Source organism: Stecheria intestinalis (assembly GCF_009696165.1).
Taxonomy (GTDB): domain Bacteria; phylum Bacillota_I; class Bacilli_A; order Erysipelotrichales; family Erysipelotrichaceae; genus Bulleidia; species Bulleidia intestinalis.
Map to the genome: position 1 here is coordinate 18,532 of NZ_VUMN01000030.1, position 14,720 is coordinate 33,251.

Sequence of the window (14,720 nt, forward strand, 5' to 3'; positions counted from 1 at the left end):
TAAGCAATGGAAAATACAGATTCTGTGTCAATTCCGGCGGGGTTCATTCCCTGCCGATTCCGGCTTATGGATCAGTTCCTTGTGATATACTGTTTTCACAAAATGAAAGCATTTTTTCATTTTTCGAGGAGGAAGAAATGAGTGAATATATCCTGAAAGGCCGTCTGATTACTGCGGCATCAGACGAAGTCATTGCGCATGGCACCGTGATCGTGAAAGACGATAGGATCGTATTTGCCGGTCCTTCAGAGAAAGCGCCGGAATGTTCCGGAGAAGTTCTGGATGCCGGAGAAGGAACGATCCTTCCAGGGTTTATCGATGTGCATGCCCATCTGACTGGTGAAGAGGATGCGGGTGATTACGCAGATGGAAAGATGTTCGGCGATCAGATCATCGGGGCGGTTTACCAGGCAGGGATTCTGCTGGATGCAGGGTTCACGAGCCTCAGGGATATGAGTGAAGCCGGAATCTATGTCTCCCGGGGAGTAAAACGGAAAGTCATCCGCGGGCCTAAGATCATGCCGGGCGGCAAGGTTCTGTCGATCACGAGCGGTCATGTGGACCTGGCTCCCCAGATGAGCGTGGAACAGTTCAATCAGACCGATCATCTCAGCCAGCTCTGCGATGGCAGGGATGGCTGTGTCAGAGCCGTACGGGACCAGTTCAGAATGGGAGCAGAATTCATCAAGATCTGTGCAACCGGAGGAGTATCCTCGCCTGCGGATCGGGTTGATGATGTCCAGTTCTCCCCGGAAGAGCTGAAGGCGATGGTAGACGAAGCCCATCGGCATCATACCTATGTGACCGCCCACTGCACGGGCTATGAGGGAGCATACCAGGCTATCCTGGCTGGGGTGGAATGCATCGAGCATGGGGTGTTTCTGACGCAGCGGGAAATTGATCTGATGGCAGAAAAGCAGATTCCTCTCGTATCGACTCTGAGTGTTTCGCTTGGGGTTGCCAATATTCCTGACCTTCCTCCCTATGTGCACCAGAAGGCGCTGGCATGTGCCGAGGCGAATAAGAAGACGATTGCCATGGCCAGGAAAGCAGGGGTCATGATCGCCCTTGGAACGGATTATTCCAATTCCAGGAATACCCCCTATTCTCAGAATGGCAGAGAGTTCGAAGCGATGACACGGGCAGGCATGACGCCGATGGAGGCCATCCATGCCGGCACGATCAATGCGGCAAGAGTCATGCGCAAGGAGCAGGAAACCGGAAGCCTGGAACAAGGAAAACTCGCAGATATCGTCATTGTAGACGGCAATCCGATGGAAGATATCTTCTGTCTGACCGATGCCTGCCATGTGAAACTGGTCATGCAGGACGGTGTTCTCTGCAAGAAGGAGCTGTCCGCATGAATCTGAAAGACTACGTGATTTCCTTCGAGCAGAGAGAAACGATCCGGATTCATGGCAGACCGATTCCGTTCTGCTTCAGCTATGACTGCGCAGAGCTCGAAGATGGCGGCGAGATCACTGCCTGTTCCTTCGTTTCAGAACAAGTCCCGGGCAAGCCGGTTCTCTTCATCACGAATGGCGGACCTGGTTCTGCCTCTGCCTGGCAGAACCTCGGCTTCTTCGGTCCCTGGCGGATCCATCTGAATGACGTGCTGAATCCGGACATGGTACCGCCCTTTTCTCTGGAAGAAAATCCTCATTGCCTGCTGGACATTGCGGACGTCGTGCTCATCGATCCGCCTGGTACCGGCTGTTCCAGGACCGGAAGCCGGCTGAAGGAATATGAAAGCATTGATGGCGATGCGGAAATCATCGCCAGGTTCATCGAAGCATGGAGACGGAATCATTCCGCCCTGCAGAGCCGGATCTTTCTGGCTGGAGAAAGCTATGGCACGCTGCGCATGCCTGCGGTCATGGACGCACTGATGGGCGGACCATTTGCGATCACCCGGGAACTCGGCGGTCTTGCGCCGGCAGGAATCATCCTGCTCGGGTCTGTGATTTCGACAGGTGCTGCCCTCAGCCAGCCGCCGGTGGAAGAATGCGCATTGCGGCTGATGAGCGATGCCGCCATTCACGCATATCACAGCGGAAAAGAACCGAAAGAAGCGGCCGAGAAAGCCTGGGCTTTTGTGCCCCGGTATCTGACCTCCCTGTTCAGAGGAAACAGCCTGGAAGAACCGGAACTGAGGGAAGATGCAGAGATCCTTTCCGGATTCACCGGAATTCCTTCCCAGCTGCTTGCAGAGCAGCAGCTAGTGTTTACACCGGAAGATTTTTCCAGGTTCTGTGTCAGAGGATCCGTCATCGGAACCTATGATGGAAGATTTCTGATGAAAGGGCCTGCGGTTTCCGGAAGCTTTCCTTTCCCGGGCAATACGGATCCGGTTGCAGAGGATCCTGCGATGGGCAGATATTCCCCGGCCTTTTCTGCCGGCATGAATCTGCTCCGTGAGCATTACGGCCTGCCCATGAATCAGCCTTATCACATGATCCGCTTTGATCTCAATGCCGCCTGGGACTATGCCAGCCGGCATACTCCGCTGGGCTCTCTGGAAAACGGAGCAAGAAGAAATCCTTCTCTGAAGATCTTCTTCGGAACCGGCTTGTTTGATCTGTGCACGCCGGCTGGCAATGTGCGCTATACCGCAGCTCATTGCCGCATCAATCCTGAGCAGATBATTCTGAAGGAATACGAGAGTGGACATATGCCGTATCTGGGCGAAGCATCCGCCGCACAGCTGGAAAAGGATCTGCGGGGATTCCTGCAGGCAGAAAGGAAGGCAGGATGAAACGGAAACTGACGATTGAGGATCTGAAGAAAATCGAATATCTATCCGATCCCCGGCTTTCCATCACCGATGCGCTGTCGTATACCGTGCATACGGTCAGAAAAGACGGAGGCTTTGAGCCGCATCTCTATGGCAGATGGAAGGAACAGGAAGAATGCCATCTGCTCTCTGAACTCCCGGGGCACATGGGCCGCTGGAGTGAGGATGGAACGGTGCTTTATTTTCTCGGCGATCCGGAGAACTGCGGAGCGGATCAGCTCTGCCGGCTGTCCGAAGGAACTTCGCCAGAAGCATTGACCCATTGCCGGCATGGCATTTCCTGGTTTTCGGTGCGCGGTGATCAGATCGTAGCGGAAGCTGTCACTTACCCGGAAGAAACCGATGCAGATCTTCTGAAGCCGATCTCGCGGGAAGAAAGAGAGCTGCTTCGGAAACAGAGAGCAGAACAGCCGATCGAGATCGAAGAGATCATGTATAAGTTCGATGAGACGCATGGCATTCCGGACGGCCATCAGGCCGAGCTCTGCCTTGCGGATCTGAAGAGCGGAAGGATCTCGCTTCTGACGCATACCGGAAAGAGCCATCAGAAACCGGTGCTTTCTCCGGATGGAACCTTCGTCATCTGCTTTACCTATCCGAAGAAAGGCTGGCAGAAGAAGCAGGCGGTTCTGACCAGGGTGAATCCGGATGGAAGCGAGGTATTTCTGACTCAGGATGAGTATCTGCTGGATGACAGTCCGGCGGTGTTTCCGGATGCGCATCATGTCATCGTGCCTGCTTTTGAGAAAACCGGAGATGCTCTGCAGGCTTCCTTCCTGATCGTGAACGTGGAAGATGGAACGAAGGAATTCTGCTGGGACCAGGATTCTTCCTGCGAAGGTCCGGGGATGCTGGCGGTGGGACATACCGCCTATGGCGATCCGGGGCATAGTTTTTCATCCTTTGAAGAGGGCGTCTGGTTTCTTTCTGCAGAAAGAGGAGATTCCGGTCTGTTCGTCCTGAATCCTGCTGAAAATAAGATTTCGAAGTTCTTCCTGCCGCATGCATGTGTTCAGGGAGCGGATGTCAGAGGAGCAGAAATCCTTGCGGTCATCGGCACTCCGGATCATATCGGTTCTCTCTATCTCTGCAATGCAGAGACTGGTTCGATGAAGCTGCTTGCAAGGCACAATGAGTGGATGGAAGACACGGAGACGATTCTTCCCGAAGAGGTATGGGTTCCTTCTTCAAAGGAAGGAGAGCTGATGCATGGCTGGATCATCCGCCCTTATGGATCTCAGCCGGGAAGACGGTATCCGGCCGTGCTGGATATTCATGGAGGACCGGAATGCTTCTACCCGGCCGACTGGTGGTTTGAGTTTCAGTACCTGGCGGCGGAAGGATTTGCAGTGCTGTACTGCGATCCGCATGGCTCCGTCAGCTACGGGCGTTCCTATGCGGAAGGTGCCTGGGATGGAACGGCTTATCAGGATCTTATGAAGTTTGCAGATTACGCGGTGGAACAAGGCATTGCCGATCCGGAACGAATCGGAGTGACCGGGGGAAGCTATGGCGGCTGGATGACGAATTACATCATCAGCCATACCGATCGGTTTGCGGCGGCAGTCACCCAGCGCACGCTCTGCAATCGCACGACTTCCTATGGAACCGGAGACATGGGATCAATCCTTGAGAAGCCATTCCGCGGGGTTTACGCATCGATGATGAGCCGGCTGAACGGGGATTCCACGACCCTGAAATGGGTCGATCGGGTGAAGACTCCCCTGCTGATTCTGCATGGTACAGAAGACTATCGCTGCAGCTTCGAGCAGGGAGAGCAGTTCTTCATTGCGATGAAAGATCGCAATCCGGAAGTTCCGGTGAAGTTCGATGCATTCCTGCATGAATGCCATGAACTGACCAGGAGCGGAAATACGTATGCCCAGATGGGCCATCTGAAAGAGATGACCGACTGGTTCTGCACCTATCTGAAGGGAGAAAAGGCATGAAGAGCGCGGTATCAGATTATTATCGCATCCGCTATGCAGGAAATGGAGATCTGTCCCCGGACGGAACCGTTCTGATCTATACGAGAACGCATACCGTTCCTCCTGCAGAAGAAGTTCATGAACTGGTCCGGAAAGATCTGAAAACGAACAAGGAATCGATCCTTGGATACGGGATGGATCCGCACTTTTCTGCAGATGGAAGCTGCCTTTACTATACAGGAACTGTGTCAGGAACCTGCCAGCTCTTCTGTCTGGATCTTTCTTCCGGAAAGTCTTCTCAGCTGACCAGGATGCGCTATGGAATCTGCAGTCCGGTTTTCTCACGGGATGGCCTGATGGCTGCCTTTACTTCCATTGCGGAAACGGGAAGTGATGAGGCGTCTCTTTCGCACCCTGTCTCTGCGGAAGAACAGGAGCAGGAAGCACGGAACGCTGCTGAGCATCCCTATGTTTCCATCACTGAAGTCGGATACAAGAGTGATGAATACGGAGGCTTCTCGGCTGGTCATTTCCATTCGCTCTGGGTGCTGAACCTGAAGACAGGAGTGCTGAAGATGATCTCAGAGGGAGAACGGGATCATGTGATGCCGGTCTTCTCGATCGACAGCAGGAAACTGTTCTTTGTTTCAAATCGGGAGAGGAAGAAAGAAGAGTCGATCGCGATGGATCTGTATGAAGCGGATCTTAAGAACGGAGTCCTTTCAAGACTGACCCATGAGAACTGGGTGGCGTGGTACCCCGCTCCCTTTCAGCCTGTCATCACCGAAGATGGGGCGTCCATCCTCTATGGAGCACTGGCGCCTTCATTGGCCGGTGGGATGCCATTGACTCGATTATGGAGATATGATTTCAGCACGAAGAAATCAGTGTCGCTATGGGATGATCATGCGCCTTGTCATGAAGCCACCGCCTTTCTCTACAATGCCGAGAATCCCGGGGTGAATTCCCGTGAGACCGCAGTCCTCAGCGCAGATGGAAAGCATTTATATTTCCTCTCGGGCTGGCATGGGGCAGTGAATCTCTATGATGCGTCCATAGAGAAGGCAGAGATCCGTCAGGTTTCCCATGAGAAAGCATGTTACCGTTCGATTCATCGGGTCGGCACTCATTATCTGCTTTCCAGAACTGATTTCACGGATGTTCCTCAGCTGTACCTGGCTGAGGAAGGCATGATGAACAGAACTGCACAATGGAAACCGAAAAAGCTTACGGATGAGAACCCATGGATGAAAGAGGTCCTGGTTTCTCCGGAAGAGATGACCGTTTCTTCTCTGGATGGGGAAGCAGAAATCCAGGGCTGGGTGTTTCATCCGCAGGAATATGATCCGGAAAAGAAATACCCTGCAATCGTCTATATCCATGGCGGACCAGCACCGATGATGGGATATGCGCTGACTTATGAGCATCAGGCGATTCTCGGTGCAGGCATGGGACTGATTCTGCTGAACTTCCGGGGCTCTTCCGGCTATGGCGAAGCATTTGAATCCATGAAGGCTGCCTATGACGGACGGGCAATGACAGATATTCTGCAGTTTGTCTCTGAAGCATGCAGGAAGAATTCCTGGATTGATGAGAAGCGTCTTGGAGTGACTGGCGGAAGCTATGGCGGCTGGATGACAAACTGGATCACGTCCCATAGCAAAGTATTCAAAGCTGCGGTCACGCAGCGCAGCATTGCCAATGAGCTGATTCAGTACGCGTCCAGCGACATGTCCGGCAGTTCGGAAGATTATCGAAACTTTGAAGATTTCATGAAGGATGAACTGAAGAACTCTCCGATCTCTTATGCCGAGAACATCGATATTCCGTTTCTGATCCTTCATGGGATGAATGACATGCGCTGCCCGGCAGAACAGGCGCATCAGCTGTTTTCGGCAGTGAAGGAAACGCATCCGGATCAGCCCGTGAAGATGATCCTGTATCCGGGCATGACCCACTCCTTCCCGATGAGCGGTCCGATGAATCTGCGCATTCACCACTATCAGGCAATGATTGACTGGTTCTCTAAGTATCTATGAGGAAACAAGAATGTTCTATGATCTGACCATAGCTCCCCATTGGAGCACCGATACGGTTTCTGCCCTTGATGTCAGAATCCGTACCGATTCTGCAGCAGAAAAAGGCAGCCCGGTATTCACGTATTTCCATGATCTTGTGACAATCCCGTTCTGTCCTCTGGAAGGATCTTTTCAGATGAAAGACTCCCTCGGAACAATCCCATATGAAGTGAAATCACTGCCTGCGATCATGAATTTCGTGCATCCGGAAGGCCTGATTGCGAAAAGAGATACTTCCGGGGAAATCACGCTATCCTATCGGATCCTGCCGAGAATCCAGCCTCAGGACTACCATTCCAGTCCGTATTTTGATCTGGTGGCTGAAAAAGGCGGCGTGAACGGGACCGGGACTACATTTCTCTGCTATCCGGGGACACTGGAAGATCAGGCAGTGATCTCGCTGACCTGGGATCTTTCCGCACTTCCGAAGGGCTGCCGGGGAATCTGGACATTTTCTTCGGATTCTCATGCCGAAAAGCAGATGGCATTCGGTGAATTCCTATGGACGGTATTTGCCTGCGGCGAAGTGAACAGCAAGGAACATGGAAATACCGGTTTCTACTGGTTTGATACACTCCCCTTTCCTGCCGAAGCAGGCGCAGAGCGGATCACGAAGATGTTCGAAGTCATGTCGGAGATGTTCCATGACTCAGGGGAAGATTACCGGGTCTTTGCAAGACACAATCACTTTGCCGGAGGAGGCGGAACTGCTCTGACTCGTTCCTATCTCTACGGATATGGGAAGAATGATCCGGTGGACCTTGAGGATCTGCAGGATCTTCTGGCGCATGAAATGGTCCACAACTGGCCGGCCATGGATGACAATCCGCCAGGAAAAGGCACCTGGTACATAGAAGGAAGTGCAGAGTATTATTCCACGATGGTGCCGATGGAGATGGGAATCCGATCGGCGGCGAAGACTGCTGAAGTGATCAATTCGAAGGCAGGTGCCTACTGGAAAAACCCGATGCATCGTCTGTCCAATGAAGAACTCGGAAAACGGTACTGGACCGACCGCCGGTGCCAGCGGGTTCCGTACGCAAGAGGAATTCTGTTTCTCGCAAATGCCGATGCTGCGATTCAGAAAGCATCTGGCGGAAAAAAGAAGCTTCTGGATGTCGAGCTGGAATTACTGAAAATGCCCAATCCTGAGCCGGAAGACTTTCTGAAAGCAGTGAAGAAGCTCAGCGGGCTGGATCTCAGAGAAGCCTATGAATGCATGTGCAGGGGCGATGATCCGGTCCCTGATCCGGATGCCTTCGGCGGATACTTCATTCCGAAGCAGGAAATGGTTCATGAGCAGGACCATCAGCACACGGTGGAATACAATCATGCCGAAGGAAGAGAAGTACCTGGCTGGGTCTGGTATCTGAAAGAATCCTGAGAACCATGAGATGATCATCCTGAGTATAGATACCGGACAATGCAGGCATCCTGGAATTACGTGAATTCCGGCTTCAGGGAAACTGAGCAGAAAAAAGCCCGGATTCAGAAACCGGGCTGGGTAGGACTGCTGCAATCGCATAGCATCATTCAGAGCAATCCGGAAGGATTGCTTTTCTGTTTTCTTCCGCAGCAGACAGGAGAATCAGAACCGATCGCTGGAGATGTTTCAGTCAATCAGCGTGAGCACTCCCTTATGCAGAAGCTCTCCGCGCTTTCCTCTGCCGGTTTCATCCGGCCAGGTCATGAATGCATATACTCTGCCTTGATTCAGATCATCAATCTGGGAAACAACGAGTCCGGATTCCTCGATCCAGTTCAGCATGTATACGCCATCTGCTAATTCGAAAGATGAAAATGGTTCCTCTTCCACGGCAGGAGCTCCTTCTGCCCGCTTGCTGAGGGCGGTCCAGCGAAGTCTGTGATCATCCAGAACCTCGATCATGAAATGATAGCCGGTCTCATAGTTTACATCCATTTTTCTTCCATTCAGCTTTTCAAATAAGGTCATATGATTGTCATCCTTTCTGTGACAGCTGAACTCTACTACATAGATGTAATATGATCAATGACAATGCTTCTCTTTCTCTCTCAGTTCTGCCCGTATGCGATCAAGCTCGGCTTTTCTTGCCTGCACGCGCTTTTCAAGTCCCTGATCTGTCGGAATATAGTACTGCCGGCCTTCGAGAGAATCCGGAAGGCACTGAAGACCGGTGAGATGTTCCTTGTAGTCATGGGCATATTCATACCCCTTCCCATACCCGAGTTCTTTCATCAGCCCGGTTTCTGCATTGCGTAACTGGAGTGGGACCGGTTCTGCTTCCATATTTCTGGCATCCGCAGCGGCAGAGGCGTAAGCCATATACAGAGCATTGGATTTCGGAGCAAGGGAACAGTAAACCACCGCATGGGTCAGATGCACGGTACATTCCGGCATGCCGAGAAACTGGCATGCATGATAGGCATTGATTGCAGTATTGAGAGCGGCAGAATCTGCCATGCCGATATCTTCTGAGGCAAAGCGCACGATGCGTCTTGCCACATACAGCGGGTCTTCCCCTGCTTCCAGCATCCTTGCCAGCCAGTAGACGGCAGCGTCCGGATCCGAATTGCGCATCGATTTATGCAGGGCAGAGATCAGATTATAGTGTTCTTCGCCATTGCGGTCGTACAGCAGGGCTCTTCCCTGGATGCACTGATCGATGACTTCTCTGGTAACTCTGGACTGCATGCCTGAGCCAGTGCCGTTCATCACGGCAAGTTCAAGCGTATTCAGTGCGGTTCTTGCATCGCCATCGGCATAGATTGCGATCAGTTCCAGCAGGCTGTCCTCAATCGTGACATCCCAGGTGCCGAATCCTCTCTCATCATTCAGCGCATTCTTCAGAATCTGAATGAGGTTCTCTCTGCTCAGCGGTTTCAGCACAAAAACCTTGCATCGGGAAAGAAGTGCATTATTCAGCTCAAAGGAAGGATTTTCAGTGGTTGCTCCGATCAGGATGATGGAGCCGCGTTCCACATAAGGGAGAAAGGCGTCCTGCTGTGCTTTATTGAAACGATGAATCTCATCCACGAACAGGATGGTCTTCTGGCCCATGCGTCTGGCTTCTTCGGCTTTGTTCATCACTTCCCTGATTTCCCTGATTCCGGAGGTCACCGCGGAGAAGTTCACGAAATAGCTCTTTGTCGAAGAGGCGATGATTCTGGCAAGCGTGGTCTTGCCGGTGCCAGGAGGGCCCCAGAGAATCATGGATTGCACCTGGTCGCATTCAATCATCCGGCGCAGAATCTTTCCTTTCCCGATCAGATGTTCCTGGCCGATATATTCCTCAAGGGTTTCCGGCCGCATGCGATCCGCCAGCGGACCGGAAGAGTGACGATCATCAAACAGAGACTGCTGTTCCATAAACGATTCCTTCTGTTCAGAATTCCGGATGCGATGGGATCTCTGTGAATGCTTCTATGCCCTTATGACAGAGCGGACACTGCAGCGGCGGCTTCGTATCACGGATCACAAAACCGCATACCTGGCATTTCCATCGCTTCATGAGTGCAAACTGCTGATGATGGCAGACGGGGCATTCTTCCGGGGCTTGTGCGGTTTCCATCTCATACCCGCAGACTTCGCATTTCCATTCTGTTCTATCTTGCTTCATAAGTGCTGCACTTTCTTCCTCCAGAATCCGATGGGATTCAGACCAGCCAGAACCAGCGGTTTTCTGAATCTGCTTCCTCTGGTCTTTTTCGCGATCAGCCTGACCGGTTTCAGCCATCGCAGGACTTCTGCCTCTATGATAATGCATGCAGGCACACTAGTGCCATATGCGTGTAAGCCGCTTTCATGCACAAGCTTCACAAATGAGAAGAGAAAAAACCGCAGAGCCATCTGCTTTCAGACGAAGTCATGCGGGTTTCCGGTTCACAATGTTTCAGCAGTTTCAGCACCTTTCAGCATTTTCTTCCGATATACTCCACTTCAGAAACGGAGGGAAAATGAAACTTCGCATCAATCATCTGACCTGGACGATTACCGGAACCGACAGGAGTGATCAGAACCTGCTTGGAAATGATTCGGAATATACGTTCGGAATCACCTACTTCGATCGTACCTGTGCCTATATCCGCACAGATCTTCCGGAAGAACTCATCCGCAGAACCGTCCGCCATGAGCTGACGCATATGACTCTGTTTTCTGCCGGGATGATTCCGGAATCGATGGATGAAGAAGCCATCTGCAGCTTCGTGGAGTCCTATGGAGAAGAGATCTGTGCAGATACGGATCTGGTATGCAGTGCACTGCTGCACTCTGCACAGAAAAGCGAAGAATCTCCGAAGGCACTTCCTGCCTGATTCAGCGGAACGTGATCTTTCCGCCTGCCATGGATTCGATCAAAGCCAGGCTCATGACATCATATCCCATCGCCCGCAGCTCTGATCCGCCTGGCTGAAAGCCCTTCTCGATGCAGATGCCGATGCCGCCGCAGGCAGCACCGGCTTTACGGCATATTTCCAGTAGTCCATGCACTGCCTGGCCGTTTGCGAGAAAGTCATCGATGATCAGCACCCGATCGACGTCAGACAGATAGGCGCTGCTGACAACAATCGTATAATCCGAATCATACGTATAGGAATGCACGGAGGCAGTATAGAACTCGCTGCCGATGTTATGGGCACCATGCTTCTTGGCAAAAACGAGAGGCACATGGAGCGCATATGCCGTCATCATGGCAGGAGCGATGCCGCTTGCTTCAATGGTCAGCACCTTCGTGATGTTCTGGGTGCGGAAATGATCGGCAAAAGTCTCCCCGATCCTCTGCATCAGGTCCGGATCAATCTGGTGATTCAGAAAGCTGTCTGCCTTCAGGATATTTCCAGGCAGCACTCTGCCGTCTTTCAGAATCCTATCTTCCAGTTCCTTCATAGACCAGCCCTCATTCCAGGTTGTACAGCTTCGTATATTTTTCTTCGAGGTAATCCAGATAGACTTCCGGGTGGAACTCTTCACCGGTGGCCATCTTCATGATCTTGGGAGCGTCATACCTGCATCCATACTGATGGATATGTGTCTTCAGCCAGTTCATGCAGGTACGGTAATTGCCGCTGCGCAGGCATTCATCGACATCAAGATCCTTCTTCATTGCCGCAAAGAACTGAGCTCCGAACGCACTGCCAAGCGCATACGTCGGGAAATATCCGAAATCGCCGGAAGACCAGTGGACATCCTGCAGGATTCCCTCTCTGTCATTCGGGACCTCTACCCCGAGGTATTCTTTCATCTTTGCATTCCAGAGCTCATCCAGATGATCGGCAGATCCGTTTTCAGCAAACAGATATTTCTCAATCTCATAGCGGACCGGGATATGCATCGGATACGTCAGTTCATCTGCTTCCGTGCGGACCAGCGAAGGCATTGAAGCATTGACTGCTTTCATGAATGCATCGAGGCTGACGTTACCGAGCTGTTCCGGAAAGTATTCCTGGAGTTTCGGATAAAGAGCTTCCCAGAAAGCAGTGCTCCTGCCGAGGTAATTCTCGCAGAAGCGCGACTGGCTTTCATGCATGGCGCTGGAGATGCCGAAGCTCAGAATCGATCCGTCATAAGCCGGATCCACGTCATGCATATACCATGCATGACCAGTTTCATGAATCGTGGAGAAAATGCTGGAAACCACATTGTCTTCCAGATACTTTGTCGTGGTGCGGCAGTCATTCTCGCAGGTGAAATCCGTGAACGGATGCTCGGTTTCATTCTGGTAGCCCCAGCTATGATCGAAGCCGAGGTATGGCAGCAGCACTTCTTCGGTAAACTTCTTCTGGGTCTCAGCCGGGTAATGAAGATGAAGGAATGAGGTATCCGGCTGCGGGGCTGCAGCGACTTTCTGAATCAGCGGTACCAGCCGTTCTTTTACCTTGGTGAAGAAGGCATCATATTTTTCCATATTCATGCCTGGTTCAAAGTCATCCAGCATCTGGTTGTAGACCGATTCGCTGCTGTTCCGATAGGAATAGAGTCTGCGCTTTGCCTCAATGAGCTCTTTCAGAACCGGTTCGAACTGGGCATAGCTGGAATCAAGCTTTGCCTGGTGCCAGACATCATAGGCTCTGTTCTGAAGGGCACGGAACGAAACATATTCCTGCTTCGGGATGGAAAGAATATGATTCATCTCCTTCTGATACAGTTCGATCTCCCGGCGCTCCGTCTGGGTAAGGCCATCCGAGGCAAGCAGATTGCGGAACAGTTCTGCAATCTCCGGATCAGTCTCCATGGAAAACAGCTCGCCGGAAAGATACGCTTCCCTTGCATCGCGATAAGCTGCGCCTGCCGGCGGGGCTACCGTGAGCTTATCAATGCTGATGATGGTAATTGCCATCTGATAAGCGGAAGTTGCAAACTTCCAGTCCTGAAACTTCTGCTTCATTTCTTCCAATGTCATATCTGATCTCCTCCTTATGCCAGATTCATTTCTTCCAGTACCTTTGCGACACCGTCATTTGCGCACGTATCCGCAATCAGATCTGCCGCCTGCTTCACGTCATCTTTCGAATTGCCCATTGCTACCCCGATTCCTGCTTTCTCCAGCATCGGCGTATCATTGCCGGCATCGCCGAACGCAATCACGTCTTCCCAGGTCATGCCATACGCCTTCAGAACCGCAGGAATCGTCGTTGCTTTATTGACGGACTTCAGGAACACATCATAGCCATCATGATAAGACCAGGCAAAGACCAGTTCCGGAATCCGTCCGGCAAACGAAGCGATGATACGTTCATCTCCGATCAGGAATGTTCCTAGCGGCAATCCTGCCGTCAGATGGTGTGTCCGCTTCTCATCATCATTGAGCACAAGCGACCGCAGTCTCTGATTGTTTCCGCAGTAGCCTTCAATGAACTTCTGATAATTTGCATAGGTCACGACCGTATCCTCGAACTTGAAGCCGAGGCCGATCTCATTCTCCAGGCAGATCCGGGTGATCAGGTTCATCTGGGCTTCGCTCATCGGGTGGCGTTCCAGCACGGTTCCGCTGCGATCGGTCAGGCATCCTCCGTTGATGCAGGCGATATATTCCATCGGCAGATCTTCAAAGAAGGATGGCGGCAGAAAGCGGTAATGCCTGCCGCTGTTGATCAGAATCCTGTTTCCTTTTGCAAGGGCCCGGTCAAAATCCTGTTTCAGGCGCTCTGAAATACGATCTTTCCCGGGCGGAAGAATCGTATCATCAATGTCACATACAATCAGTTTTTTATTCATGTGATTATTATAGCCAGATATGGTAATATATAAAGGCAATGCGCTCGTAGCTCAGTTGGATAGAGTATCAGATTCCGAATCTGAGGGTCATGGGTTCGACTCCCACCGAGCGCACCATGGAATACAGAAAAACCGCTGATTATGCGGTCAATGGCGTAAACCCAAAATAAGGGTCTACGCCTTTTCTTTTGCGCTGAGATCTGCTGCGAACAGGCGGAATGTAGTATAGATATATCTTGATAAATAATCTTTTTAATACGCATAATATAAGTATATGTAGTATAGGAAAGGAGGCTGTTATGTTTGTCAAAGTAGTACCTAATAATAAAGGCAGAAAGGGAACTTCCTTTATCTACCTTACTGAGTCTTATCGGGAAGATGGAAAGGTTAAACACCGTACAATCAGAGAACTGGGGCTGTTCGATAATGATCAGGTTCCTTATATTCGCGCAGCTTTCGCGAAAAAGAAACCGCGCCTCGTATACGACGATAATTCCGATTAGTAGTAAAGGATCTTATGGGCCTCAGTAATGTCCTTGAGGCTTTCGCTTCCATCATTCATGATCCATCCCTGTTTGAGGCTGCAAGAATTATCAAGTCCTCTTTTACCAGAGAAGATGGCAAGATGCCTTTGCGTTACCTGCTCAACTATCTCATTTTTCGTCATGGCAGGACTCTGAGCGAAGATATTAACTGTTTCTACAGCGATCTGCGTATTAACGACAGGC

14 protein-coding genes and 1 tRNA gene are annotated in these 14,720 nt (G+C 51.5%); 8 read left to right on the plus strand and 7 right to left on the minus strand.

The genetic code is table 11. The features are described 5' to 3' along the window. The first annotated feature begins 137 nt into the window (after positions 1 to 137). The 5 genes from FYJ51_RS10965 to FYJ51_RS10985 are packed head-to-tail and all read left to right on the plus strand — an operon-like array spanning position 138 to position 8,184. Positions 138 to 1,364: a metal-dependent hydrolase family protein gene (locus tag FYJ51_RS10965; protein ID WP_154505611.1), complete on the plus strand. Its 1,227-nt coding sequence runs from the start codon at positions 138 to 140 to the stop codon at positions 1,362 to 1,364. Next, positions 1,361 to 2,755, plus strand: a complete 1,395-nt coding sequence (locus FYJ51_RS10970; RefSeq protein ID WP_154505612.1) for a S10 family serine carboxypeptidase-like protein — start codon at positions 1,361 to 1,363, stop codon at positions 2,753 to 2,755. Before FYJ51_RS10965 ends, FYJ51_RS10970 begins: the two co-directional genes overlap by 4 nt. Further along, positions 2,752 to 4,743 (plus strand): S9 family peptidase, encoded by a 1,992-nt coding sequence (locus FYJ51_RS10975; RefSeq protein WP_154505613.1) that lies wholly within the window; start codon positions 2,752 to 2,754, stop codon positions 4,741 to 4,743. Before FYJ51_RS10970 ends, FYJ51_RS10975 begins: the two co-directional genes overlap by 4 nt. Then, positions 4,740 to 6,761: a S9 family peptidase gene (locus tag FYJ51_RS10980; RefSeq protein ID WP_154505614.1), complete on the plus strand. Its 2,022-nt coding sequence runs from the start codon at positions 4,740 to 4,742 to the stop codon at positions 6,759 to 6,761. Before FYJ51_RS10975 ends, FYJ51_RS10980 begins: the two co-directional genes overlap by 4 nt. Before the next feature lie 10 nt (positions 6,762 to 6,771). Then, complete coding sequence (locus FYJ51_RS10985) at positions 6,772 to 8,184, plus strand: hypothetical protein (protein WP_154505615.1); 1,413 nt, start codon at positions 6,772 to 6,774, stop codon at positions 8,182 to 8,184. Positions 8,185 to 8,412: 228 nt separating this feature from the next. Here the strand turns inward: FYJ51_RS10985 and FYJ51_RS10990 are convergent, their stop codons facing one another. Genes FYJ51_RS10990 through FYJ51_RS11000 form a run of 3 tightly spaced genes read right to left on the minus strand, consistent with a single transcriptional unit; the run spans position 8,413 to position 10,399 of the window. Continuing rightward, complete coding sequence (locus FYJ51_RS10990) at positions 8,413 to 8,754, minus strand: MoaF-related domain-containing protein (protein ID WP_154505617.1); 342 nt, start codon at positions 8,752 to 8,754, stop codon at positions 8,413 to 8,415. A gap of 54 nt (positions 8,755 to 8,808) precedes the next feature. Further along, the gene (locus tag FYJ51_RS10995) at positions 8,809 to 10,149 is read right to left on the minus strand and encodes a replication-associated recombination protein A (RefSeq protein ID WP_154505619.1); all 1,341 of its coding nucleotides are present in this window, start codon (positions 10,147 to 10,149) and stop codon (positions 8,809 to 8,811) included. A gap of 16 nt (positions 10,150 to 10,165) precedes the next feature. Beyond that, positions 10,166 to 10,399 (minus strand): rubredoxin-like domain-containing protein, encoded by a 234-nt coding sequence (locus FYJ51_RS11000; RefSeq protein ID WP_154505621.1) that lies wholly within the window; start codon positions 10,397 to 10,399, stop codon positions 10,166 to 10,168. A gap of 337 nt (positions 10,400 to 10,736) precedes the next feature. On the opposite strand from FYJ51_RS11000, the gene FYJ51_RS11005 reads away from it, so the two are divergent. Beyond that, the gene (locus FYJ51_RS11005; protein ID WP_154505623.1) at positions 10,737 to 11,093 is read left to right on the plus strand and encodes a hypothetical protein; all 357 of its coding nucleotides are present in this window, start codon (positions 10,737 to 10,739) and stop codon (positions 11,091 to 11,093) included. Between the two features lies 1 nt (position 11,094). On the opposite strand, the gene FYJ51_RS11010 is transcribed toward FYJ51_RS11005, so the two are convergent. The 3 genes from FYJ51_RS11010 to FYJ51_RS11020 are packed head-to-tail and all read right to left on the minus strand — an operon-like array spanning position 11,095 to position 13,992. Beyond that, positions 11,095 to 11,664, minus strand: a complete 570-nt coding sequence (locus tag FYJ51_RS11010; protein WP_154505625.1) for a xanthine phosphoribosyltransferase — start codon at positions 11,662 to 11,664, stop codon at positions 11,095 to 11,097. Positions 11,665 to 11,674: 10 nt separating this feature from the next. Continuing rightward, positions 11,675 to 13,177, minus strand: coding sequence for a carboxypeptidase M32 (locus FYJ51_RS11015; RefSeq protein ID WP_154505627.1), 1,503 nt, complete (start codon positions 13,175 to 13,177; stop codon positions 11,675 to 11,677). A 14-nt stretch (positions 13,178 to 13,191) separates the two neighbouring features. Then, positions 13,192 to 13,992 (minus strand): HAD family hydrolase, encoded by an 801-nt coding sequence (locus FYJ51_RS11020; RefSeq protein WP_154505629.1) that lies wholly within the window; start codon positions 13,990 to 13,992, stop codon positions 13,192 to 13,194. A gap of 40 nt (positions 13,993 to 14,032) precedes the next feature. Between FYJ51_RS11020 and FYJ51_RS11025 the strand changes: the two genes are divergently transcribed. Both FYJ51_RS11025 and FYJ51_RS11030 read left to right on the plus strand, forming a co-directional pair. After that, positions 14,033 to 14,109, plus strand: a tRNA-Arg gene (locus FYJ51_RS11025). 182 nt (positions 14,110 to 14,291) lie between these two features. Then, positions 14,292 to 14,495 carry a 2-C-methyl-D-erythritol 4-phosphate cytidylyltransferase gene (locus FYJ51_RS11030; RefSeq protein WP_105303066.1) on the plus strand — a complete coding sequence of 68 codons (204 nt, stop codon included), beginning with the start codon at positions 14,292 to 14,294 and terminating at the stop codon, positions 14,493 to 14,495. Here FYJ51_RS11030 and FYJ51_RS13605 read toward each other — a convergent pair. After that, positions 14,492 to 14,720, minus strand: a 229-nt coding sequence (locus FYJ51_RS13605) for a hypothetical protein (RefSeq protein ID WP_205946308.1), incomplete at its 5' end; no start/stop codon positions are given. The two genes, FYJ51_RS11030 and FYJ51_RS13605, sit on opposite strands and share 4 nt — an antisense overlap.

Excerpts from the sequence above, each read along its gene's own strand:
- FYJ51_RS10965 (WP_154505611.1), top strand. The coding sequence starts at position 138 with ATGAGTGAATATATCCTGAAAGGCCGTCTGATTACTGCGGCATCAGAC.
- FYJ51_RS10975 (WP_154505613.1), top strand. The coding sequence starts at position 2,752 with ATGAAACGGAAACTGACGATTGAGGATCTGAAGAAAATCGAATATCTA.
- FYJ51_RS10980 (WP_154505614.1), top strand. The coding sequence starts at position 4,740 with ATGAAGAGCGCGGTATCAGATTATTATCGCATCCGCTATGCAGGAAAT.
- FYJ51_RS10985 (WP_154505615.1), top strand. The coding sequence starts at position 6,772 with ATGTTCTATGATCTGACCATAGCTCCCCATTGGAGCACCGATACGGTT.
- FYJ51_RS10990 (WP_154505617.1), bottom strand. The coding sequence starts at position 8,754 with ATGACCTTATTTGAAAAGCTGAATGGAAGAAAAATGGATGTAAACTAT.
- FYJ51_RS10995 (WP_154505619.1), bottom strand. The coding sequence starts at position 10,149 with ATGGAACAGCAGTCTCTGTTTGATGATCGTCACTCTTCCGGTCCGCTG.
- FYJ51_RS11000 (WP_154505621.1), bottom strand. The coding sequence starts at position 10,399 with ATGAAGCAAGATAGAACAGAATGGAAATGCGAAGTCTGCGGGTATGAG.
- FYJ51_RS11005 (WP_154505623.1), top strand. The coding sequence starts at position 10,737 with ATGAAACTTCGCATCAATCATCTGACCTGGACGATTACCGGAACCGAC.
- FYJ51_RS11010 (WP_154505625.1), bottom strand. The coding sequence starts at position 11,664 with ATGAAGGAACTGGAAGATAGGATTCTGAAAGACGGCAGAGTGCTGCCT.
- FYJ51_RS11015 (WP_154505627.1), bottom strand. The coding sequence starts at position 13,177 with ATGACATTGGAAGAAATGAAGCAGAAGTTTCAGGACTGGAAGTTTGCA.
- FYJ51_RS11020 (WP_154505629.1), bottom strand. The coding sequence starts at position 13,992 with ATGAATAAAAAACTGATTGTATGTGACATTGATGATACGATTCTTCCG.
- FYJ51_RS11030 (WP_105303066.1), top strand. The coding sequence starts at position 14,292 with ATGTTTGTCAAAGTAGTACCTAATAATAAAGGCAGAAAGGGAACTTCC.